The organism is Varibaculum timonense, assembly GCF_027694345.1.
Classification (GTDB): Bacteria; Actinomycetota; Actinomycetes; order Actinomycetales; family Actinomycetaceae; genus Varibaculum; species Varibaculum timonense_A.
Genome location: NZ_JAQEVU010000005.1, coordinates 34,522 through 57,380, shown reverse-complemented (window position 1 = coordinate 57,380; position 22,859 = coordinate 34,522). Strand labels below are relative to the sequence as shown.

General features: G+C 50.1%; 16 protein-coding genes. 4 read left to right on the top strand and 12 right to left on the bottom strand.

Features of this window, described 5'->3' with window-relative positions; translation table 11 throughout:
• Window positions 1–14 precede the first annotated feature (14 nt).
• From PG728_RS05295 to galE, 4 genes are all read right to left on the bottom strand, one after another.
• Window positions 15–848, bottom strand: coding sequence for a carbohydrate ABC transporter permease (locus tag PG728_RS05295; protein ID WP_072510635.1), 834 nt, complete (start codon window positions 846–848; stop codon window positions 15–17).
• 7 nt (window positions 849–855) lie between these two features.
• Window positions 856–1,725, bottom strand: a complete 870-nt coding sequence (locus tag PG728_RS05290; RefSeq protein ID WP_270626196.1) for a carbohydrate ABC transporter permease — start codon at window positions 1,723–1,725, stop codon at window positions 856–858.
• A 123-nt stretch (window positions 1,726–1,848) separates the two neighbouring features.
• Complete coding sequence (locus PG728_RS05285) at window positions 1,849–3,099, bottom strand: extracellular solute-binding protein (RefSeq protein WP_270626195.1); 1,251 nt, start codon at window positions 3,097–3,099, stop codon at window positions 1,849–1,851.
• A 500-nt stretch (window positions 3,100–3,599) separates the two neighbouring features.
• The gene (gene galE / locus PG728_RS05280) at window positions 3,600–4,589 is read right to left on the bottom strand and encodes a UDP-glucose 4-epimerase GalE (RefSeq protein WP_270626194.1); all 990 of its coding nucleotides are present in this window, start codon (window positions 4,587–4,589) and stop codon (window positions 3,600–3,602) included.
• Between the two features lie 166 nt (window positions 4,590–4,755).
• Here galE and PG728_RS05275 point away from each other — a divergent pair, with 166 nt between their 5' ends.
• The 3 genes from PG728_RS05275 to PG728_RS05265 all read left to right on the top strand — a co-directional run bounded on the left by PG728_RS05275 (window position 4,756) and on the right by PG728_RS05265 (window position 7,982).
• Window positions 4,756–6,267, top strand: coding sequence for an RCC1 domain-containing protein (locus PG728_RS05275; RefSeq protein WP_270626193.1), 1,512 nt, complete (start codon window positions 4,756–4,758; stop codon window positions 6,265–6,267).
• Between the two features lie 9 nt (window positions 6,268–6,276).
• Window positions 6,277–6,717: a GtrA family protein gene (locus PG728_RS05270; protein WP_270626192.1), complete on the top strand. Its 441-nt coding sequence runs from the start codon at window positions 6,277–6,279 to the stop codon at window positions 6,715–6,717.
• A 266-nt stretch (window positions 6,718–6,983) separates the two neighbouring features.
• Window positions 6,984–7,982, top strand: coding sequence for a malate dehydrogenase (locus PG728_RS05265; protein ID WP_270626191.1), 999 nt, complete (start codon window positions 6,984–6,986; stop codon window positions 7,980–7,982).
• A 139-nt stretch (window positions 7,983–8,121) separates the two neighbouring features.
• On the opposite strand, the gene PG728_RS05260 is transcribed toward PG728_RS05265, so the two are convergent.
• Genes PG728_RS05260 through rsmI form a run of 4 tightly spaced genes read right to left on the bottom strand, consistent with a single transcriptional unit; the run spans window position 8,122 to window position 15,023 of the window.
• On the bottom strand, window positions 8,122–10,764 hold the full coding sequence (locus PG728_RS05260; RefSeq protein WP_270626190.1) for an ATP-dependent helicase: 2,643 nt from the start codon (window positions 10,762–10,764) through the stop codon (window positions 8,122–8,124).
• Window positions 10,765–10,787: 23 nt separating this feature from the next.
• Entirely contained in the window at window positions 10,788–12,296 is a 1,509-nt protein-coding gene (locus tag PG728_RS05255; RefSeq protein ID WP_270626189.1) for a sialidase family protein, read from the bottom strand.
• A gap of 23 nt (window positions 12,297–12,319) precedes the next feature.
• The gene (gene metG, locus PG728_RS05250) at window positions 12,320–14,122 is read right to left on the bottom strand and encodes a methionine--tRNA ligase (protein WP_270626188.1); all 1,803 of its coding nucleotides are present in this window, start codon (window positions 14,120–14,122) and stop codon (window positions 12,320–12,322) included.
• Between the two features lie 52 nt (window positions 14,123–14,174).
• Window positions 14,175–15,023 carry a 16S rRNA (cytidine(1402)-2'-O)-methyltransferase gene (rsmI, locus tag PG728_RS05245; RefSeq protein ID WP_270626187.1) on the bottom strand — a complete coding sequence of 283 codons (849 nt, stop codon included), beginning with the start codon at window positions 15,021–15,023 and terminating at the stop codon, window positions 14,175–14,177.
• A 36-nt stretch (window positions 15,024–15,059) separates the two neighbouring features.
• Here rsmI and PG728_RS05240 point away from each other — a divergent pair, with 36 nt between their 5' ends.
• On the top strand, window positions 15,060–16,790 hold the full coding sequence (locus PG728_RS05240; RefSeq protein ID WP_270626186.1) for a dolichyl-phosphate-mannose--protein mannosyltransferase: 1,731 nt from the start codon (window positions 15,060–15,062) through the stop codon (window positions 16,788–16,790).
• Between the two features lie 65 nt (window positions 16,791–16,855).
• Here the strand turns inward: PG728_RS05240 and PG728_RS05235 are convergent, their stop codons facing one another.
• The 4 genes from PG728_RS05235 to PG728_RS05220 all read right to left on the bottom strand — a co-directional run bounded on the left by PG728_RS05235 (window position 16,856) and on the right by PG728_RS05220 (window position 22,854).
• Window positions 16,856–17,854 (bottom strand): Ppx/GppA phosphatase family protein, encoded by a 999-nt coding sequence (locus PG728_RS05235; protein WP_270626185.1) that lies wholly within the window; start codon window positions 17,852–17,854, stop codon window positions 16,856–16,858.
• A gap of 129 nt (window positions 17,855–17,983) precedes the next feature.
• Entirely contained in the window at window positions 17,984–18,511 is a 528-nt protein-coding gene (locus PG728_RS05230) for a DUF501 domain-containing protein (RefSeq protein ID WP_270626184.1), read from the bottom strand.
• A complete protein-coding gene (locus PG728_RS05225; RefSeq protein WP_270626183.1) occupies window positions 18,508–19,116 on the bottom strand; it encodes an FtsB family cell division protein in 609 nt (202 codons plus the stop codon). Before PG728_RS05225 ends, PG728_RS05230 begins: the two co-directional genes overlap by 4 nt.
• Window positions 19,117–19,191: 75 nt before the next feature.
• Window positions 19,192–22,854, bottom strand: a complete 3,663-nt coding sequence (locus tag PG728_RS05220; protein ID WP_270626182.1) for a hypothetical protein — start codon at window positions 22,852–22,854, stop codon at window positions 19,192–19,194.
• Between the last annotated feature and the right edge of the window lie 5 nt (window positions 22,855–22,859).

Sequence of the window (22,859 nt, the reverse complement as noted above, 5' to 3'; positions counted from 1 at the left end):
GGGATTTCTCCTATTTATTTAATGCCGCTAGTCATATGCAGCGCTTCCATAAAATATTTCTGAGCAAAAATGAATATGCCTAGCATTGGTAGCAGGGCTACCAATGCTCCAGCAGTAGAGATTCCCGGATAGGTCTCATATTGTCCTTGCAATAGCTGTAACCCAGGGGTTATAGCCATACTCTCTACATCAGTAAGCACGATTGATGGCCATAAAAAGTCATTCCAAGCTGCCGTAAAAGTAAATAATGCCACTACTGTTAGCGCAGGTTTTAATAGCGGCATGATTACATGCCAATAAACTTGCAGATGATTTGCTCCATCTATCCTAGCGGCCTCATCGAGCTCATCAGGTATCGCTTTGGCAAACTGGTGAACAAGAAAAACGTTATATACGCCTGCTGCACCTGGCAATATCACGGCCAGAGGAGAATTCAACAGTCCTAAAGTGTCTACAATTTTATAATTGGGAATTAAGCTAAGGACGGACGGAAACATCATAGTCGATAGCAAGAATAAGAAAAGTACATCCCTACCTTTAAAATTAACTCGAGTATAACCGTAAGCAGCCAACGAAACTACTATTAATACCAAGAGAGTTTGACCCACTGAGATTATTAATGAATTGACGAACCAAGTTAATACAGGAGTCTGCTCATTGGAACCTAGTAGCTCGATATAGTTAGCAAGAGTAAATTTATTTGGAATCAGACTAAAACCACTAGAAATAATTTCATTTTTTGATTTAAATGAAGTAAAAAATGCCCAAACTACAGGAATAATCCATAGGACAGAAAGAGCTAGAAGCACAACTCCCGCGAAGAGTTTTTCAACGGTTTTAAACTTCATGATTTACCTACTTTTGACAGAGTCTTAAAATGATGAGCTCGACTGCGGAAACCAGGATAATAACTAGACCTAATATCGTTGCCATCGCTGATGCCATTCCTGCAACCGGCACTCCGGATCCAAACGCATTCTGTTGAATGCTCATAAGTAGAACCTTCGTGGATTCATTCGGACCACCATTTGTCAGCATTAGAGGTTGACCGTATACATTAAACTGCAGAACGGTGGTCGTGATAACTGTGAAAAGCATTGGTAGCTGGATACTGGGAAGTTGAATTTGGCGAAGTATACGTAGATTTGATGCTCCATCAATTCTAGCCGCATCAATTTGTTCTTGCGACACTCCACCTAGAGCAGCAATGTAAATTATCAGGTTTTGCCCTATACACCACCATACAGTAACTAATATCAATACAATCCAAGCGTAAGGCTGTGTTTGAGTAACATTAACATCAACACCAAACCATTGGGAGAGCGGGCCATAAGAACGACTTAACAAGAATGCAAAAATTAGCATGACAGCTGATACTGCAAACATGGAGGGAATATAGAAAACTGCTTGAAAAATCTTTTTTAATCTTTTTTGTGTTTGCAGCATAAACGCAAGCATCAGAGGAACTACTATGCAAAGCGGCACTGTAAATATAACGAAAACTAGCGTAGCGGATAGCCCCTTAACCAGTTGTTCGTGAAATATAGAATTACTATCGAATAGGAGCTCTTTATAGTTAGCAATTCCCGCCCAGCTGGGATTATCAAACAGAGACCAGTCAGTAAATGACGCGTAGATTCCATATAGGACCGGAATCAAAAAGAATAATATAAATAAAATGCTATGTGGTCCTACGAACAGAGCCGCCCATAGTCCATTAAGCATATTGCTCTTACACCTGCTTAGTTCGGATTTCATAAATATAAACCTATTTATCTATTGACCTGTTTTATTGCTTGTTTGTCGGGTGAGCTTACTTGAAGTCCACCCGACAAACAGGTATAAGCGTCATTTCTTCATCTTTTGCTCAGCAATTTTCTGTATTTGCTGCATTGTTTGTTTAATCTCGGCTTTACCGGTAATCATGTCCCATGCTCTCGCATCAATCTCGGTGTTTACGTAGCTGAGTCCAGGAGTATTGATTACCTGCACAGCTTTGGCAATTTTCTCCTGTTTTAGCAAGAAAGATTGCGGCATACTTGCATATTCCGGATTATCTAACATGGCTTTGGCCGAGGGATTGGCCCCTGACTTAAGCATTTCTAGTTGGTTAGACTGCAACCATTCCATAAAAGCGACCATGCCCTTTTGTTTCTGTTCTGATCGTCCATTTTTATTTTTAACGATCACGTATTGGTCAGCGCCTGAACATTGAACCAGGTTCTCTGGATTCCACTGGGGAACGGTTGTTTCTCCCCAATCGAAGCTAGCATCTTTAACTGTGGAGAGTTGCCATGTACCCTCTGGCATAAAAATCAGCTTACCGTTCATGAATAGCTTGATTGCTTCTTTACCGTTTGGAACCATATAACCCACTTCATTAAGCTTTTTTAGCTCCTCAAAAACTTTGGTGGAAGTCTGGTTATCAACCGAGATGCTGCCGCTACCATCTGTCCATTTACCGCCCATTTGGAGATAAAGATTGTCGTAGTTTTGGAATGGCCAGGAGTTAGAGTATGAATAAATACCATCCGCTTTTGCGGCAGCACCAGCTTTTTCAATTTCTTCAAAAGTGGCAATACCGTCATCCATTGCCCCTGGTACATATTTTTTAACTAAATCCTTGTTGTAATACATAACCCAGGTTCCCATGGTTCCCGGAATGCCATATTGGGAGTTCTCAACCTGACCTGCTTTCCAGGCGGCAGGCAAGTAAGCATCATTTCTTAGTTTTGTACCTTTAATGAGCTCATCCCAAGTTTCCAAAATACCCTGACTCTGCCAGGAAGGAACTTCCTCGGAAGCCACCCAAGCTATATCAGGAACATCCTTTCCGCTACGAGCGGTAGTAGCTAGCTTCGCGTTAAAGGTGTCTTTCTTCATCGTTAGCATCTTTACTTTTACGCGCGGATTAGTCTTGTTATAAGCGTCGAAAGTAGTTTTTGCCGCCTTCGCATCGGGGCCAGTAACCTGACTCCATACAAGTATCTCTGAATCATTGCCTTTTGAGGTACTACCCCCACTGCTACATCCACTTAACCCGCCTACGGTTAGAGCTAGTGCACAAACTGTTGCAAGTTTCGCTATCTTTTTCATCATCACTCCTTAGTGATTAGGTTTTTCCAATGCCACGTCGCATTCACCGTCATTTTCGCATCAATCTGCTAAGAAATAACTCAGTTTCGAGCCATATTAGGTGCGATTTTTTGCAATTATCTTTCTTAAAACACACAGATTTAATACGATAGTTTGCTTTTCATACAACTAGATAGAAGATAATTCTTGATTCTGAGACAATCGGAAGCTAATCGTGACGGCGCGAAATCTCTACCGGAAATCCTTAGGCTTTAAGATATAGAAGATTTCCTACCTGTTATCATCACTGAAAACACCAAAGAGATCGTTTAAGTAGTCGAGATTTAGAAAATTTGGGGCTAATACCCATTCTGACATTAGCCCCAAATCTGCAGTACCTTAGAATCCCAAATCATTGGTATCTTCAAACACTACAAGCGTAGAAGAAATAAATTTTTCCGGGGTTGATAGAAAGTATTCCTATCAACCCCGGAAAAGATAGAGAACGGGACTATATTTGCTGTTTATAGTCCTTCAATTTTATCTGGACCTGCCTGCCAAGCACTCCAGGCAGATTCAAGAATCTCCTTGACTCCGTATTCTGCTTTCCAATCCAAATCAACGCGAATCCGGGTAGTATCCCCGATTAGCTGAGCAGGATCCCCGGCGCGGCGAGGCTGCTCATCGGCTTGGAAATCAATCCCGGTAACCTGTCGCAATCCCTCTACAATTTCTTTTACGGAAGTACCTTGCCCAGTCCCCACATTGAAAGTATGGTGTTCCATCTCTTGACCGGAAGCGACATAATCAAGAGCATGTAAATGTGCTTCAGCCAGGTCTTTTACGTGGATATAGTCGCGCACGCACGTACCATCAGGAGTGTCATAATCACTACCAAAGATAGCTGGGTGTTTGCCCTTTGCCAGGCGTTCAAGCACCATCGGGATTAGGTTAAGTCGGGCAGGATCGCCCAAATCGTCCCAGCCAGATCCAGCAACATTAAAGTAACGCAAACCAATCCAACGCAGCCCCCAGGCGCGTTCACAGTCCGCCATCATCCATTCCCCAATCAATTTGGTTTCCCCATAGGGATTGATTGGTTTACCGGCAAGTTCTTCCGGTACCACTGGCACATCTGGCTGCCCATAGACTGCCGCTGAGGAGGAGAAAATCATTTGCCGAACTCCGGCATCACGCATAGCGGACATCATATTGGCCAGTCCCCCAACGTTCTGCTGGTAGTACCACATGGGTTTTTCTACCGATTCCCCCACCTGTTTACGCGCAGCAAAATGGATAACTGCCGTGACGTCCTCGTCAATGAGAGTTTGGAATAAAACCTTACGAGCCCCGGAACTGGCTACATCAAGTTGCACCAGTTTCGCGTCCCCAATCCGGGTAGGACTACCGTAGGAGAGGTCATCAACAACTACTACCTTTTCTCCACGTTGCTGTAAGAGACGAACCACATGGGCGCCAATATAACCGGCACCTCCCGTAACTAAAATACTCATAGCTACAGGTTACCGCAGATGACCTTAGCCGTTACCAAAACACAAAAGTTTGCCACAAACAAGAAAAGATTATCCAGATTTCAGACTTTAAAGTTCGTTAATAATAAGTTAGAATATACTCAGGTTAGTTGGATTATACCTGCGGTAGGGCAGGAGGTGATTTCGGATGCGCGATGCCACGTCTAAGCGCCGTATTGCAGTACAGGTAGCCTTAGCCGTACTGGCAGTGCTAATCATCCTGGGAGCATTAATTATTTCTCCCACCACCTCAATTGCGGGATCGACCAAACCTACCTATGAACTAACCTTGACACCGGTGAACCCGCAACCTACTACTACCACTACCACCACCGATTCCTCCTCCGAATATGAACCGTTAATGCCCGGTCCTTCTCCTACTCCTACCTTTAACGGACCGCGAATTATCCTTTCTCTCCGCCCGGTTCAACCCGGACCGTCCCCAGTTCCAACGTTTAACCCCACCCAATCCCCCTCCGACACCGTACAACCAGTGGGGGTTGCACAAGATTTACGGCGAGCCTCTGCTTCAGGTTCCTTTGCCTGCGGGCTGCGCACTGATGGCACGGCACGCTGTTGGGGGGTTAATGAATCTGGTCAGCTAGGTATTCCAATCACGCGCCAACCCGCTATTATTCCGCAAACAATAGCGAATCAGCCAGTGAAGTTCACGCAGATTGCCACGGGCAGGGAGCACACCTGTGCTCTTGGCACTGACAGCTATGTTTACTGCTGGGGCGATAATGCTTATGGACAACTAGGACAAGTTCGTCCCCGAAATGAACTTTCTGGTTCTTTTAATCCTCTCCGAGTTAGCTCCTTACCCGCAGATACGGCACAAATTTCTGTGGGAGGACGCCACACCTGCGCTCTTTCCAACTCCGGGGTACTGACCTGCTGGGGAGCTAATGACATGGCTCAGATTGGCAACAGTACCAACATCGGCAACCAGCTCAAACCGGTCGCGGTAATGACCGACGTGAAAGAGGTTGCTACCGGCAATGATCACACCTGCGCCCTCAGGCAAGATTCCACCGTGTATTGCTGGGGGGTCAATTCCCGTTTTGATGCTCGCAATGATCTCCTAACTCTTGGCTATCAGCTGCGCCCCACTCGGGTATCAGATATGAAGTTCACCTCCCTGCGGGCAGCCGGTGATTACTCCTGCGCTATCGCCGAGAGTAAACGGCTTTATTGTTGGGGGGTAAATACTGATGGACAGGCTGGCAAACCCGGAAACCTCATGGCGAGAGGTGCGGTTTCACAGCCGGAACTGGTAAGCGCTCTACCCCAGGTAGGACAAGTTTACTTAGGGAATTACGGGGCTTGTGCGGTTACTACCAGTGGCAGCACCTACTGTTGGGGACGCAACGATTTTGGGCAACTTGGGTCAAACATTCCGCTAACTTCCCGCGTAGGTCTAACTGACACTCAGCCCATTGGAGCTGCTCCTCGTATCAGCGGATTAGATTCTTATCTGAAACCGGGTGAGCGTTCCACCTTGTTTATGGGCAGCACTTTCACCTGTATGCTGAACAAACAAAACGATATGCGGTGTCTTGGCAACTGGGCGCAGGGTCAGTTAGCTGACGGTCGCCGCACAGACAGACTTTCAAACCAGCGTACCGCTCAGCTAACTCCGGTTTATTCCCGCCTGTAACTTTTAGTTGTGCAAAAAATAATAAGCTATTTTCGCGCCCCTGGTCGCCTGGTTCGTATTATTAAATTCTGCCTGGTTGGGGGAATGAACTATCTGGTGGATATTTCAATATTCAACCTGTTGATGCTAGGTATTTTTTCTTCCCATCCTCTCACCTCTAAAATTCTAGCTGCCGGTGCGGCTACCGTTTTCTCTTGGATAGTGAATCGGTACTGGACGTTCCGCCATAAACGCACAAAAAATCCGGTACAAGAGTTCATAGGTTTCTTAGTAGTGAACGGTTTAGGGATGCTTCCCGCCGTTATCTGCTTGGGGGTAAGCCACTATCTACTAGGCTTTACCTCTCTGTTGGCAGACAATATCTCTGCCAACATAATCGGTCTGGTGCTAGGCACAATCCTGCGTTTTTTCCTTTACGAACATACTGTTTTTACCGGCAGCAACAAGTAGGGTCATTTCCTACCGCGATAACTCCGCTAGACAGTTGAAACCACAAAACTACCGGGCTAATACCCGAACTATCGGTGTCCTAGCCCAAGGAATACCCACTACACCTTGCAATATTTAAGCGCGACACTATCTGCATCTTTGTTCTGACATTTATTCATTGATGGTGGCAGATAGCACCCTAAAGCGCTAGGGTGTAATCATAAGTCTACTTGGCTTGACCGACCGCGCGGTCGGTAGATAACAACCTCTCTTCAAAGGAGAATCACATGGCAGAATGTTGCTGCAAAAAACCTGTTACCGTAACCGTTACTGGTGCTGCCGGTAACATTGGCTACGCCCTCCTATTCCGTATTGCTTCTGGCGCGATGCTCGGCCCCGATCAGCCGGTAAAACTAAACCTGCTAGAAATCCCACAGGCAGTTAAAGCTGCCGAGGGAACCGCAATGGAACTAAACGATGCCGCCTTCCCGCTGCTTGCTGGGGTAGATATTTACGACGATGCCAATAAAGCTTTTGAGGGATGCTCCTATGGTTTGTTAGTTGGAGCTCGTCCGCGCGGTAAAGGTATGGAACGCGCTGACCTTTTGGCCGCTAATGGCGGTATTTTCGGTCCGCAAGGTAAAGCTATTAACGACCATGCAGCTGATGACATTCGGGTATTAGTAGTAGGAAATCCGGCGAACACCAACGCCTATATTGCTTGCAAATCCGCTCCGGACGTACCGGCAGAGCGTTTCACCGCTATGATGCGCCTAGATCACAACCGCGCTATCTCCCAGCTAGCCGAAAAGACTGGCGCGGCAGTCAAAAACATCAAGAAGATGATCGTGTGGGGTAATCACTCTGCTGACCAATACCCCGACCTCACATTCGCTACCGTTGATGGCAAGCCGGCTCCGGAACTGGTTGATGAGGCTTGGTTGGACGACTACTTCGTACCTACCGTAGCTAAGCGGGGTGCTGCCATTATCGAGGCGCGGGGTGCTTCTTCGGCGGCTTCGGCGGCTTCGGCGGCTATCGACCATATGCATTCTTGGGCTTTGGGAACGCCAGAGGGCGACTGGACCACTATTGCCGGTCCTTCTCACGGCGAATACGGGGTTCCTGAAGGCCTCATCTACGGTATGCCCGTCATTTGCAAAGACGGACAGTACCAGGTAGTGGAAGGTCTGGAGCTCCCCGAAAAGACCAAGCAGCATATCGTAGCAAACGCGAAGGCAGCTGAAGAGGAAATCGCTACCGTTAAGGAACTGGGAATCCTCTAGACCTCTTTTTGCTTACCAAACCCTTTGAGGTCGGGTAGAGCCAAAATAGTGGGGGGGTTGGGCACTTTGCCCAACCCCCCCACTATTATTTTTCAGGACAACTGATTAAGACCAGGAATAACCGCCCAGCTCCGGACGGCTAGATTTTCTCCATGGGCGCTAGACGCAGCAGTAACCGTTTAGTTACGCCCCCCGAAAACTCCACTTTTGCGCTCTTGGAACGCCCGCTTCCCTCAATCGAAATCACAACGCCTTCCCCAAACTTGTCATGGCGGACGCTATCTCCAGTGCTCACTCCCACAGCTTTCCCAATTGAGGCATTCGCATCGGTACGTGCCCCCAGCTCGGTTCCCAAGCGCTTCACCTTCCCCGTCTGCCTACGAGTAACCTTGCCGACACCTCCCGCTCCAAAAGCCGGGCTACTAGCTTCGTCCTCGCGATACCTGGAAGCTCCTTGCTGCTTAGCATAGTTGCTGCCACGATTGCCATAACTACCGCTGCGTCCTCGGGAAGTATTACCCCAACTATCACCCAACCCCCAGGCAGAACTGGCTGAGGAGAAATCAAACTGAGAATTGTTCTTAGTTAGCTGCTCCGGCTTATCTAGCAAATCGCTTGGCACATCGAGTAGGAACGGTGAAAGCGGCTGCCAGCGACTTTCACCCCACATTTGCCGGTTGTGGGCAGCAGTCAAATACACTTTCTGCTGCGCGCGGGTAATCGCCACATAGGCTAGGCGGCGCTCCTCCGCCATCTCCGCAACTTCCCCTAAAGCCCGAGAATGCGGGAAAGTTCCTTCCTCCAATCCCGTCACAAACACCACCGGGAACTCTAGACCCTTCGCCATATGTACGGTCATTAAAGTAACTTGTCCCCGCTGGTCACCGGGCAGTTGATCCGCATCGGCCACCAGGGCAATCCGCTCTAAGAAATCCACTAAAGTACCCTCAGGTTCGTCCTGACTGAATTGGGAAGCCACGTTATAGAACTCCGAGAGGTTATCTAGGCGTACCCCGTCCTGCGGATCTTTAGATGCTTGCAGCGAATCTAAATAACCGGAACCGGTGAGCACTTTTTGTAAAATATCCTTTAATGGTTCGCCCTCTACATATGCTTTTCGGGCTTGAACCAGGCAATCCCAAAACTTGGCAATATTTGTGCGTGCCCGCGCCGGTAAGCCGGTAACTTGCGTAGTTTTGGAAACAGTTTCGCTTAAACCAGACAGATTAGGGTCGAGGCTCAGCTCGGGATACTGCTCACCTAACTCTTGAAACCAAACCAAAGCGACAGCCCTACCAGGAGAAATATCATAAATATTCGCTGCGGCTTGGAGAGCGTCCTGTGCCTTGTCTCCCAATGAACGTTTCGGAGTGTTAATCACCCGGAAGAAAGAAACCGTATCGTCGGGGTTAGCCACCAACTGCAGATAAGCGATAGCGTCTTTGATTTCTTTTCGTTCATAGAACTTGGTGCCCCCAATAATCCGGTAAGGAATACCGGCGTGGGTCAAAGTTTCTTCCAAGAGGCGCGAATGGGCGTTAATCCGGTAAAAAATCGCAATATCTCCATAGGTATATTTACCGCTAACCAGTTTATTGATTTCTTCAACCACACCGAGAGCTTCTTCGCGGTCACCGGAGGATACCCTGACCCCCACTTTTTCGCCCTCACCTGAGGCAGTCCAGAGTCTCTTCTTGTGTCGAGTCTTATTATGGGAAATAACTGCGTTCGCCGCCGCTAAAATATTTCCACTGGAACGATAATTTTGTTCCAGGTAGACGGTGGTAGCTCCGGGGAAATCTTTCTCGAACTCTTCAATATTACGGACGGTTGCTCCGCGAAAAGCATATATAGACTGGTCAGAGTCTCCTACTACGGTCAGTTCTGCCGGAGTTACTTGCCCGATAGCGCTGGCGCTATTAACGTCTTGAACAGCGTTATCTACGGCTGCTCCGGACACTCCTGCCAGTAGCTTCACCAGAATATATTGGGCATGGTTAGTATCTTGATACTCATCTACCAGGACGTGACGGAAACGGTGACAAAAACTCGCCTGTACCAGGGAATTCGTCTGAAACAACTGTACCGTACGCATGATTAAATCATCGAAATCTAGGGCATTTGCGGCTTTAAGGCGACGCTGATAGATGGGGTAAACTTTCGCTACCACTTCTGCATCAGCACCTAGACCAGCAGAACTAACATAAGTGTCCGGATCAATGAGCGAGTTTTTCAAATCAGAGATTCTTCCTTGAATCTTTTTCGCCGGAAAACGCTTGGGGTCTAATTGTGCTTCTTTCAAAATCATGGACACTAGACGGGTTGCATCCGCCTGGTCATAAATAGTGAACGAGGATTTTAGACCAGCAGCATCCGCATATCGCCGTAAGATTCGCACGCAGGCAGAGTGAAAAGTTGATACCCACATTTTCCCGGCTTGCTCTCCTACTAGGGAGCTGACCCGTTCGCGCATTTCTGCGGCTGCCTTGTTAGTAAATGTAATCGCTAATATCTGTTCTGGACGTGCGCGGTCAGTAGCCAACAAATAGGCGATACGTCGAGTGAGTACCCGCGTTTTTCCTGAGCCTGCTCCTGCCATTACTAACAGGGGGCGACCATAGTGCTCTACCGCTTGGCGTTGGGGTTCATTTAACCCGCTCACTATGTCTTCGGGGCTGGAGGCAGGGGCGGGCGTAGCGTTGCCAGCAGCAAAAACCCCGCCGGGTAGCACGGTTTGGGACGTGGGAGTATCAGCAGAAAAAAGGGCGTTAAAATCTATCATTAAACCTGGTTATCGGAGAAAAGTTATCTAGTTAGCAGACCGGCGCGACGTAGAACCTGGTTTTGTTCTTCCTCGCGGGCATTCCAGCCGACTGCTAGATATTTAAGGGACAAAGTGTCGATACAGAGAACCGATACCGATATTCCGGAATCAGTCTCGTAGGCTACCGCAACGATACGAACATCTTCTAGGGAGACGATATCTATCGCGTTCACTGGATGGGAGGTAAAGGGCACGATTCCCAGCAGCTCAGAAGCATAATCTAGCATGGAGCGCACAGTACCCTGCCCGTTTTGGTTGCGCGCCACTGATAGCATGACTCGCGCCTGTTCTGTATGTTCAGGGGCAGAATAGAAAGCTCGTTCTACCGCTGCCGGAAGCGCACTGCCAAGCGCTTTTTGTTCAAGTTGGGTGGTGAAACTACGCCCGCCATCCTTGGAGCCGTAAGCGTTAAAGGTAAATCCACTTTCAGTTTCCTCTACACACCCCAATACCAGACTGCCGTCATTTAGCTCGGTAATAGTAGCTTGCACTACGGTTTCACCAGCTAGTTTACCGGCCCACCAGGAAATTCCCTGATCGTCAGAGCAAACTGCGACCGCTCCTCGCCTGCCATCACTATCGGTAGCTATCGCCACATAGGCGAGCCTGCCAGTCCAAACTCCGTTACGAACCTGCAAACCGTGACCATAGGCGGTACGCCGGGAAACCCAGTTTTGATCACCATCAACCAAGGTAGTCAAATCCCGGTAACGCCAGGTATCGCCCTCGTCATCGGTGAAAGCTACTGCAATCCGATTCTTGGAGTCATCTTTAGCGGTGCGCGTAGTTACCGCAACGAAAACCCGCCCGGTAACCTGGGAAATAATAATCTGCGGGGATGTGAAACACTCACCCGAATCCGTATATGTTTCCTGGTCAAATAGGACTCGCGGTTCTTCCCAGCTGATACCGTGGTCACTGCTGCGGGTGTACCACACTTCGCAGCGTTGATTGGGGATACGTTTTTCGAAAGCGAGAATTAGTTTTCTGCCCGGAGTGCGGTCAATCGCGGGAGACCCGTAGACAGCATCGGCACTAGCTGCGCAAATATCCGCAGTTTTCACCCCATGTACCGGGATTTTACGATTCGGCTCGCTGACCGATTCTGTCTGTGACTGGGAGCTTGAGTTTTCTGTGTCCGAGGAAGCGTGGGAGGATTCTTCCTGGGGCACCGCGGAATCAGTATCAGCGGATTTAGGGGTTTCTCCAGCCCCACCCTCTGACGTAGTTTCTGTAGGTTTTTCCTGAGCGGACGCGGAATCTGCGCCACTAGAGGAGAACGAAGAAACAGGTTTTGATTCCACGTCACTGACGCTGTTATCTTCTAAAATCACTACCCCGGAGGATTCATACACTTTGCGTTCCTGCTCCGGTTTATTTGTATCTTTAGTGGCGCTCTCTAGAGCCAGAGGCAAGGAGGAATTGGGCTCGCCATCACGAGCCGAAGACCCTCGAAAGAGCCTTTTTAAGCGTTGCCAAAACCCAGCCACGTCCCTCTCCTTTTACCCCTCAGTTATGCCAGTCTGGCTAGTTCCTCTTCTATAATCTCAGAATCTAGTTTCTCAAACACGGGTTTAGGTTTAGAAACTGTGTTTCCAATCTTAACCTCATGTCTACCCCACTGCGGAACATCACCGTAATCACCCGTAATAATGGGATAGTTGAAATCTGAGCCATCTTCTCTAGTTTGGTCTAAATCAGTTACTTCTTCAATACGAGGCATGGGGGCAATCTGCCCTTGCCCGCCAAATACCCGGTCGATAGCATTGGCCGAGGACGGCAAGAACGGTGAAAACATCAGGTTCAGGTCGGCAATAACCTGTGCCAACACCCATAATATCGTGTGTAGGCGCTCCTGAGTATCCGGGGTTTTCAATTTGAAGGGCTCGGTAGATGCCACATATTGGTTAGCTAAAGCAACCAGCCGCATAATCTGCTGCAATGCTGCCTTTTGCCGATGGGTTTCAATTAGCTGTCCTACCGCAGCAAACCCGGCTTCAACCTGGTCTAAGAGCTGTTTATCCTCGGGTTGTAACTGTCCAGGCTGCGGAATCGCTCCCACTCGTTTATGGATCATCGAAGCCACGCGGTTAACCAAGTTCCCCCAGGCAGCAACCAATTCGTCATTGGTGCGGCGCACGAACTCTGCCCAGGTAAAGTCAGCATCCTGGTTTTCGGGGCCAGCTGCGGAAATAAAGTAGCGCAAGGCATCGGCCTGGTAGCGCGAAAGCATATCCCGCACATATATCACCACGGATTTAGAGGTCGAGAATTTCTTGCCCTCCATAGTTAGGAATTCCGAGGAAACCACTTCGGTGGGCAGGTTGAGCCGCCCCATTTCACCGGGCTGACCGCCGCGCTCGCCCTCGCCGTTATATCCGAGTAGCTCCGCTGGCCAAACCTGGGAGTGGAAAACGATATTGTCTTTGCCCATAAAGTAATAGGAACGCGCCTGCGGGTCATTCCACCATTCCCGCCAACGTTCTGGCTGACCGATGCGCCGCGCCCACTCGATACTGGCAGATAGATATCCCACCACTGCGTCAAACCACACATATAGGCGCTTGCTGGGTTGGTCTTCCCAACCGGGAACCGGTATCCCCCAGTCAATATCGCGGGTCATAGCGCGGGGCTTAATTTCCGCCAGAATATTTTTGGAAAAGCGGATTACGTTGGGTCGCCAAGTTCCCGAGGCTTCGCGTTCATCGAGCCATTTTCCGAGGGCGTCCGCGAGCGCGGGCAGATCCAGGAAATAGTGGGAGGTTTCCTCAAACTTGGGAGTTTCTCCATTGATTTTTGAAACTGGGTCAATCAAATCGATGGGATCGAGCTGTTTACCGCAGTTGTCACATTGATCCCCGCGGGCTCCGCCAGCTCCGCACAGCGGGCAGGTGCCTTCGATATAGCGGTCCGGGAGCGCTCGGCCATTGGAGGGGCTAATCGCGGCCATAGCTCGTTTTTCAATCAGGTAACCATTGTCGCGTACCTGCGCAAACATAGCTTTGGTGACCGCAATATGATTGCCGGTAGTAGTGCGGGTGAACAGGTCATAGGATAGCCCCAGGTTCACCAAGTCTTCTACGATTAGCCGGTTGTTGCGGTCGGCTAGTTCTTGGGGCGAAATTCCCTCTGCCTCTGCCTGCACCAAAATCGGGGTACCGTGTTCATCGGTTCCCGACACCATTAGTACCTCATGTCCCGCCATTCGCATATAGCGGCTGAAAACATCGGAGGGGACGCCAAAACCGGCTACGTGTCCAATATGACGCGGACCGTTGGCGTAAGGCCAAGCAACAGCGGATAAAACATGAGTCATACCTCTATCCTAATGCCCCATTGCCGGAAGCAAAATATACCTAAAGACCTGGTTATTTTCGCTCCGCCAGCGCCTGGTTATAAAGCACCTTGGAACTGAGCCCGCTTTGGGCTGCTACCGCTTTAGCGGCATCTTTTAGTCTTTCGCCGTCCTCTACCCTGCCAAGGACGAGCCTGACTGCATCCGTAGGCGTCAAGGGAGTGCGCGGCGCGGCTCCTGCCACCACCAGCACGATTTCTCCGCGCACCTCTGTTGCTTTTTCTTTAAGTTCTCCGAGGGTGCCCCGCCACACGTCCTCGTGCATCTTGGTGAGTTCCCGGCAGACCGCAGCGGAGCGTTTTTCCCCAAAAAGCTGGGCCAGTGCCTCCAAAGTTACTTCCAAACGTCGAGGAGATTCCAAGAAAATCATGGTGCGTTCCTCGCTAGAAAGCTCCTCTAACCGCCGCCTTAGGGCAGTTTGTTTGCGTGGCAAAAACCCTTCAAAGCAAAAACGATCCGTAGGCAACCCGGAGAGGGCGAGGGCAAGCAACGGCGCAGACGGGCCAGGCAGGACTGTCAGCGGCACCCCGCGCGCTATCGCCACCTGCACAATCACATATCCGGGGTCAGAAACCGTAGGCATTCCCGCGTCCGTTACCAACAGAACTCGCTGACCATTTGCGGCGCGGGAAACTATTTGTTCGGCTTTGCCCTGTTCATTGTGTTCATGACAGGAAATTAGGGGGGCGTGCCGAGTTACTCCCAGACGCTCGCGCAGCAGCCCAGTGCGGCGGGTGTCTTCGGCTGCAATCAGGTCTGCCTGTTCAAAGGCGCTAATCAGGCGGGGGGTAGCATCGGCTAGATTACCAATTGGGGTGGCAGCTAAAACAATAGTGCCAGCGTTCCAGGATAAAGGTTGCACTCTCACAATTATGCCCTATCCGGTTAATATCTAGATATGCAAGCAATGCCCGGTCGTCCCGCTCCGCCCCCGCCAGTATCGGTGACAAAGGTTTTAGCTAACACCAACCGGGGACAAGATAAGAGTTCCAAAGCTCCCCTTTGGACTGCTATCACCTCACTGCCGGGACTTTACCTGCGAGGATGGCGTGGACAGCGAAAGAATGAAGAAATCGAGGCTCAGCGCGCCTGGATAGTTACGGTGATTGTTTGTGCAATAGGGGCAATTTTACGACTACTGCGTCTTGGTTCGACCCGCAAACTGATTTTCGATGAAACTTACTACGTTAAAGATGCCTATTCCCTGTGGCATTTTGGCTATGAAACTAACTGGCCTAAAGGGGCGGATACAAAGTTTATTGCCGGCGATTTTTCTTCCCTTTCCGCAGATCCCGCTTTCGTAGTCCACCCTCCCCTGGGTAAATGGATTATCGGGCTGGGGATGAAGATTTTTGGCTGGTCTAATCCCTTTGGTTGGCGGATTGCAGCCGCTATTTGCGGGATAATAGTGGTTTATCTGACGTGTCGCCTAGCTTGGGCATTATTTAACTCTTGGATTTTGACCGGGATTGCCGGAATGTTTGTCGCTACTGATGGGGTAGCAATTTCGCTTTCTCGGGTGGGTTTGCTAGACGGAATTCTTGCCGCATTTTGCCTGGCTGGGGTACTTTGTGTGGTCTACGATCAGCAACAGGTACGCGAGCGTTTGAGCCGTAATCTTTTAGGCGCAAACCTAGGTAATGACCGGGTAGGGGTGCGCTGGTGGTTAGTGCTGGCGGGAGTTTGGTTAGGGTATGCGTGCGCGGTGAAATGGTCCGGGCTTTACCTGCTGGCAGTGTGCGGGCTTTTCGTTTTCGCTCGAGATTTATCTTTAAGACTGTCTGCGCTGCGGTTAAACTCCCTGGCACTATCTAAGGATTACCCGGCAGTTACCGGGAAAAGTCGCGCTTGGTTGGGAGCTATTGTACGCGGAGGGCTTCCCGCCTTTGGGCAATTAGTTGTGGTAGCTATTGCTGTATATTTTGCGAACTGGTGGAACTGGTTTGCTCACCCCAAGGCTTGGGGACATGGAAAAACCGCGGCCGCTACTGGTCATTCTTCCTGGTTAGACCCTATTTCTGATTACTTCACCTATATGAGTGAAGTGATGAAGTTCCACACTGGGGTAACCAGTAAACACCCCTACCAGTCCTATCCGTGGCAATGGCTGATTAATCAGCGCCCTACCTCGATGCTGTTTGAAAAACCGCATGGCGATAATGGGGATTTCACGGTGGAAGCCATGTCCTCGCTGGGTAACCCGATGCTGTGGTGGGTGGGAGTAATCGCCCTGGCAGTGATTATTTACTGTACCTTCGTTCGCCGCGACTGGCGTGCGGGAGTGATCCTGGTCGGATACCTGGGTCTATGGGCTCCTTGGATGATTTACTGGTATCGCACCATTTTCATGTTCTATATGGTGGTATTAACCCCATTTGTAGCCCTCGCGGTTACCTATATGATTGGTTTGCTACTCGGTCAGCTGCGCGCCCTCCCCCAACCGGTTTTAGCTGCCCGCGACCGTTTAGTTGCCCCTAAGCTTCGCACTCCCGATATCGCGGTTTCGATGGGGATTGCCCTGGTTATCGTGATTTTACTGGTCGCCGCTTTCTTCTACCCGGTAGTTAGCGGGATGCCGATTCCCTATTCACATTGGGGTTGGCGTATGTGGTTTAGCTCCTGGATTTAGTGCCCCTACTCCCGTCTGTGCAGCCTTTATCTCGACTGCTTAATAGGAGGAGGCCAGCTAAAACCCTAGGGCAAGATTGACAGGGCGATACCGTCTAAAATATCGGTTTCTGAAGTTATTATTTCTTTCAAACCGCTGCCGTCAGGTTCGATTTCCCCGTTTACCCGTTCGATAATTCGTGACCACACCAGCGCACCTGCGCCAATAACATCGGCGCGTCCGGTGGGCATATACCCTAGGGCAGCGCGCGCGGTAACCGGCTGATTCATCATCCAGTTACAGGAACTCAACATTTGCGCGGGAGTTATCCGCGAGCCATGGATTTTTTCGGGCTGGTATTCTTCTAAGCCGAGGGCGTGGGCGGTAATGGTAGTGACCGTTCCGGCTACCCCGATCAGGGTACGGGCGCGGTCTAACCCTAGTTTCTGATCGGCCTCATCTATCAGCTCATCAATTGCGGAAGTGGCTTTTATTAGGGCTTTCGCCATGCCGGGAGTCTGGCGAGGATCCAGGGAGCCGTCCCCGCATTTAGCATCGGCAATCACCGGCTCCAGGTAGCGCTCAAAAACCCGCACCGAACCCATATTGGTGGAAATAGTGCCTATTACCCTCCCGCGCTGACCTAAAACAAACTCGGTAGACCCGCCCCCAATATCTATCAGCAGTACCGGCTCGTCCTCGTCTTTAAAGGAGGAGGTAGCACCAGAAAAAGATAGGGTTGCTTCTTCATCTCCGGAAATCACTTCGGGGATTACCCCTAGGCGTTCCTTAATCCCGGTGAAAAACTCCTCCCGGTTTTTCGCGTCTCGGCTGGCGGAGGTGGCAACAAAACGAATCTTGTCCACCCCGTATTTGGAGATAATCTGTGCGTATTCTTTTGTGGCTGCAAAGGTGCGTTCTAGGGCTGCCGGTGCGAACTGCCCGGTTTTATCGATTCCCTCCCCCAGGCGCACTATCCGCATTTCTCGAGCTAGAACCGTCAGCGGCTCGCTGGGATTCTCCCGGCGGGCAATGATTAAACGAATCGAGTTGGTGCCACAATCAATACCTGCAACTAATGCCATAGCCCTATATTTTCACGGATTCAGATTCCTGACTAACAGGAAAGTTTAACGAAAACCATGGGGCGAAAGTATTTCTTGCCGAGACCGTGACGCCTAAACGCACTCTATTTTCGATGGCAAAACCGGCGACTATTCACAGTAGCAGTGGTCGCTGTCCCAGAGGGCGGCGGCTTTCAGGTCAGCTAGCGCTAAATCACCGATGGGATTTACTTTTTTGCCGCAAGCGAGGGTTTGGGCAGCGAGGGCGTGTAGGCATTTGACCCGTTCGGGCATTCCGCCTGCGCTGATGCCTGCGATTTCAGAGACTTGTCCAATTCCAGTTTCTTCGCCTAGGGCGTTTCTAGCCTCAATATAGGAAACATGAGCGCGGCGATACGCCTGAGCTACATCTTCGTCCTCGGACAGCAAATGCTGATAGTCAGCCATTTTACCGGAAGCTTCCAAGGTGGAGAGGGCGCGCACCAAGCTGGGGAGGGTCAAATACAGGGTCGTAGGGAAAGGGGAACCATCCTCTAGGCGCGGAGCGGTCGCCACTACCGCGGGTCGGCCGCACACGCAGCGCGCAGCGACTCCCACCACCCCGCGAGGAATCCTCCCTAACTGGGAAGATAGAGTTTCCAGGTCAGCGGGGGTAGCTTCGTCAAGTTCAAAACTCACTTCTTTTTTGCCTTTTCTTGTTCAGGGGTAGCTCCCGGGGCAGGTTGCGGACGAGTTTGAGTCGAGGATTCTTTAGAGGCTGTGCTTTGCCCCGCCATTTTCACCGAATGGGTAATTTCCAGATACCAGGGGCGAGCCGGAAGCTTCTCTAGTTTTGCCTCCTGGCGTGCCTGATAGTCTTTACCGGGATCCACCACCGCATAGCGAGTTTCACCCGGTTTTACGTATCCTAGCCTTTCACGCGCCTGTTGGGTTAGATAGTCCGAGTTATTCCACAGCTGCAATTCTCGGCGAAGCTCACGGTTTTCTTGCTGAGCCGCTACCAACTGGGCGTGTACTTTGTTACGCTGCTCCATCTGGGTAACCAGGTCGAACAGAGGAGCCCCCACCAAAAGCAGAAACAGTGAAGCAACCACCAGGATGGTACCCACAGTTACCGAAAAGCGTGAACCTACCTTGACCCGCCGGTTAGCCGCTTTAACCACCGGGGAACGTCCCCGATTGCGCCTAGCGGTGCGCACCAAAGGAGAAACTGACCGGAAAGCAGAGCCCTGCTTACGGGTATTCTCTCTTTGCACACTTTTAGGCGGTTGCGGAGACTTCACGCCTTCATTATTTCATCATTATTGACAAATAGCGCTCCGGCATTCTGAGAGGTCGAGTATTCAGCGCGATTGCTGTTACTCCCGAGCACGTCGCCGAACAATCGCCATTCCCGCAGCCCCAAGCGTTAAAGCTGCGATAGCTGCAATACCTGCCAGGCTACCAGTAGTAACCAGTGAACCCCGATTCTGTCTGACCGCTGCAGCCGGTTTGTTGGGGTTCTTTTGCTTCCCATCAGCGACCGGTCCGTTGTCAGGCCGAGTCGGATTGTCAGAGGGCACTGTTCCCGGTTTCTCGGGGTCAGTACCCGGCTTATCTGGGTCAGTACCGGGTTTCTCTGGGTCAGTCCCGGGCTGAGGATCGTCCTTCTGGTCGGCGGTAAATGTCCATTTCACAGCGCGGGTAGCCGCAAATGAATAATCATCACTAGCGGTAGCGGTTACTGTCACCGATTTACCGGGAGCCACGCTCTGATTTTGCGCGTCATAGCTCACGCCGGTAGTGGTGGGAATCTGAAGATTTCCAGTGTCACTGGCAAATTCAGGGGTGGCAGGCACCGTGAATTTCCATTCAGTGGTGGCACTTTCTCCCAGTTTGTAACCGGCTTTCGCTTTTAGGGTCACAACCACGGGGCCGGCCGGGTAACTATCAGCTAAGGCGGCTCCATTAACCAGATATTCGATCCCTTCCACCTGTGGCAAAGTCACTTTACCGCTAACTTCGTTTCCGGTAAGGCTCAGGGAAAATCCTGGAACTTTACCTTCTACGTATCCTTTATCGGTTTGCGGATTTTGACCCGGAGTTGGAGTATCGGGTTCGCCGGTAGCAGTTCCCGGTTTCACGGGGATAACTTCCGTATCTACTGTGCGATCAATATAGGTGATAGTGGGGCTGACGAACATCGATGGTTGGGCGGGATTGCCGGTAGATTCGGCAACTACCCGTACAAAGTCCCCTTTAGAAACCTGTAAAGCATTCGCGTCATCGGCGGTGAAATTAAATTCTCCATTCGGGCGAATCTCTTTCTTTTCTAAAGTTAAAGAACGTTTTTCACTTCCATTAACCAGCAGTTTCACGGTAACTGTCCCGCCGGTAGCATCCCCTTGACGCAAGAATGGTTCCGCAGGTTTGCCTGCCGCCGCGTCCTTAAGTTTGAAAGTAATATAACCGGTCTTGGGAGCCCGCCACGCCATTGCGGTTGCGCCCGCAGACGTCGGGGAATCAGAAAGCAAACCGTGAAGAGCGCTCCGGTCGGTGGGAGTTAGTTGAGCGCCGTTAATACCCGGCCCGTAATACTCGTCTACCTGCCAGTTCGGGTATTTTGGGTCAACTTTATCGATATTTACCCATTTGCCATTAGCGCCTGTCTGCTTCTGCCCAAACCAAACATTGCCTTGCACGCTATGGGTGTAGTCATCCAGCCAGCTATACACGTTATCTATAGACAGCGGAAACTCGCTGGTAACTTTGCCATCTATAGAGGTAATTTTTAGCTTCATTCCCGCTGCCACCAGGGCGTCCTCTGCCTGAGCGTTACCGGAAGCATCAACTATTTGCGCTTTACCCTCTACAGTCAGGTTAGAGAGCACTTCCGCGATGCTGCTGGGACTCTTTTCAGTTGAGGGAACGTGGATAGTATTTCCAGCTTTATATACACCATTCTTGCTGGGTACGGTTTGTCCGTCAGTTACCTGATAGGTGGTGCTAACCAGTTTTGCGCTATCGGTAACGGTTGCTGGCGGGAGGGGTTTTTGATTGGTAGAGACTGCCCCAATATCAAAGGTGTTAGCAGTGCGTCCAAAGAAATCAGTACCTAAAGCAAAGCCGTTATCATCAACTATTTCTTTACCTTTCCCAATTGCTGGCGAGTTAGCGGCTAGCTTGTAACCATCAAAGACCGTGGTCTTGGCATCCGCTTCGGCGTAACTTAACCCGGGGAAATAGTGGGGGCGTGCTTTCATGTCAGTGGCAGCATCACTGGGAGCTTTCCCCGGATCTGCCAGGACTGCGCTGCCTTTACTTACTTTTACGGGATTCTGGTCGCTAGCGGGATAGTTAGCGTAGTTGTAGTAAAGGTTATGGGAGTAAGTTACCTTGGCATTGCCATCAATATCTTTTGGATCCCAGGTGATATGCCCTAGGGGATTCCAAGATTCAGTGCGGGCTTGGTCACTCATATTGTAGAAAATATTATTTTCTACTTTCATTGTTCCTTGCTGAGCTTGCGCAGGGTGCAAAATCGAGGAGCCTGCTTTCAAATAGAAAGTATTGTTATAAACATGCGCATTCGGATACTTTCCGCTATAGCCTCCATCCCAAAAAGTTGGTGAAAGCGCCCCGAGGGAATCGTTTTGCGCAATATTGAAACGGAACGTGGAGTTTGCTGCCTGATCTCCGCAGAACATCACCGTTCCGCCAGAGTTATTAGCAGAATAGTTGTACTCGTAGACAGTACCGTCACCTGAGTCCGCATCCCAGGGCATTCCGTCACCGTTACCTTTATCGGCATTTTGGGTATTGAAACCCTCGTTGAAGCGGAATACGGCATCTTTTGATTTCCACGGCCAAATGGAGGCGGCTACGCGCCCTCCCGTCTTAGCAAATTTTCCGGGAGTATCTTTCGCAAAAAGATAATCGGTAGTGTTCATCTGGGTAGCAATCTCGGTGGCTACATTGCTTTCGACTACCGGCTTATACCCGTACATGGCGGTAATCGCGTCACCACCAATATTCTTAATAAAGTTATTGCTGATTACCACATTTGTGGAACCATACTTGGTGATTACCTCATCAGGAATCTGGATACGACCATCAACGGCAACGCTGGCGTAAGCACTGTAAACAGCGGCTATCCCCCAGCGTCCGGAGTTTTCTACCCGGTTATTGATAATCTGTAAGTCATTAAACCGGGGATATCCTCTCTCCGGTTTGTCCAAGGCAGGCTTAAATCCCGGAGTCTTACGTTCAGCCGCCGGTTTCATCTGGTCGCTGGCGATTAGGGAACTGAAATAAATCGCACCATTAACACTGTGTTTATTGTAGATATTACCTTTCACATCATGGACGTAAAGGTTCTTTAACACCACATGATCTAAGGTTCCCTGGTTTTGAGCGATCCCGGCAATCCCGGTGCGGTCAAGGGCGCAGTTATCGTTATAGGCGCACCCATTTTCTTTTCCGCTGCCATCTTCAAGCCGTTTATTGGTGATTTCTAGGTCGCTAAGCTCGATATTTTCAGTATCTTTTAGCATTACGGTAGAAGAAACTGCATCCTTAGCCAGATAATGCTGACTGTGCCCCAAGGTCAAACCATAGTCCAGTTTCCACTTTCCCTGGCCATTAGCGGCAATTACCGGTTTATCGCCCTCGCCATATGCCGAAATCACCAGGGGCGCTCCATCACTATCTGCCTGGTAGGCACAGGTAGTGCCGTCATTAAACTTGAAGGATTTATCGCCACTGATACACAGATGCTGGTTGTTAAAGACGTCCCCACGTTTTAACAGAATCTTGTCACCGGCATGCAGCGTCAGTTTATTGACAGCCTCCAAGGTCTTAAGGGGTTTAGCCTCAGATTTTCCATCATTAGCGTCATTACCCGCTGCACTCACGTAATAGGTGGTGGCAGGAATAATTTCCGCCTGCACCGGGGCAGCTACTGCCGGCAACTGAGACAGAGCAACCAAACTGGTGGCAAGCACGGTGATACCGGTAGCTTTAGCAAGTTTCTTCAGGTTCATCTTTC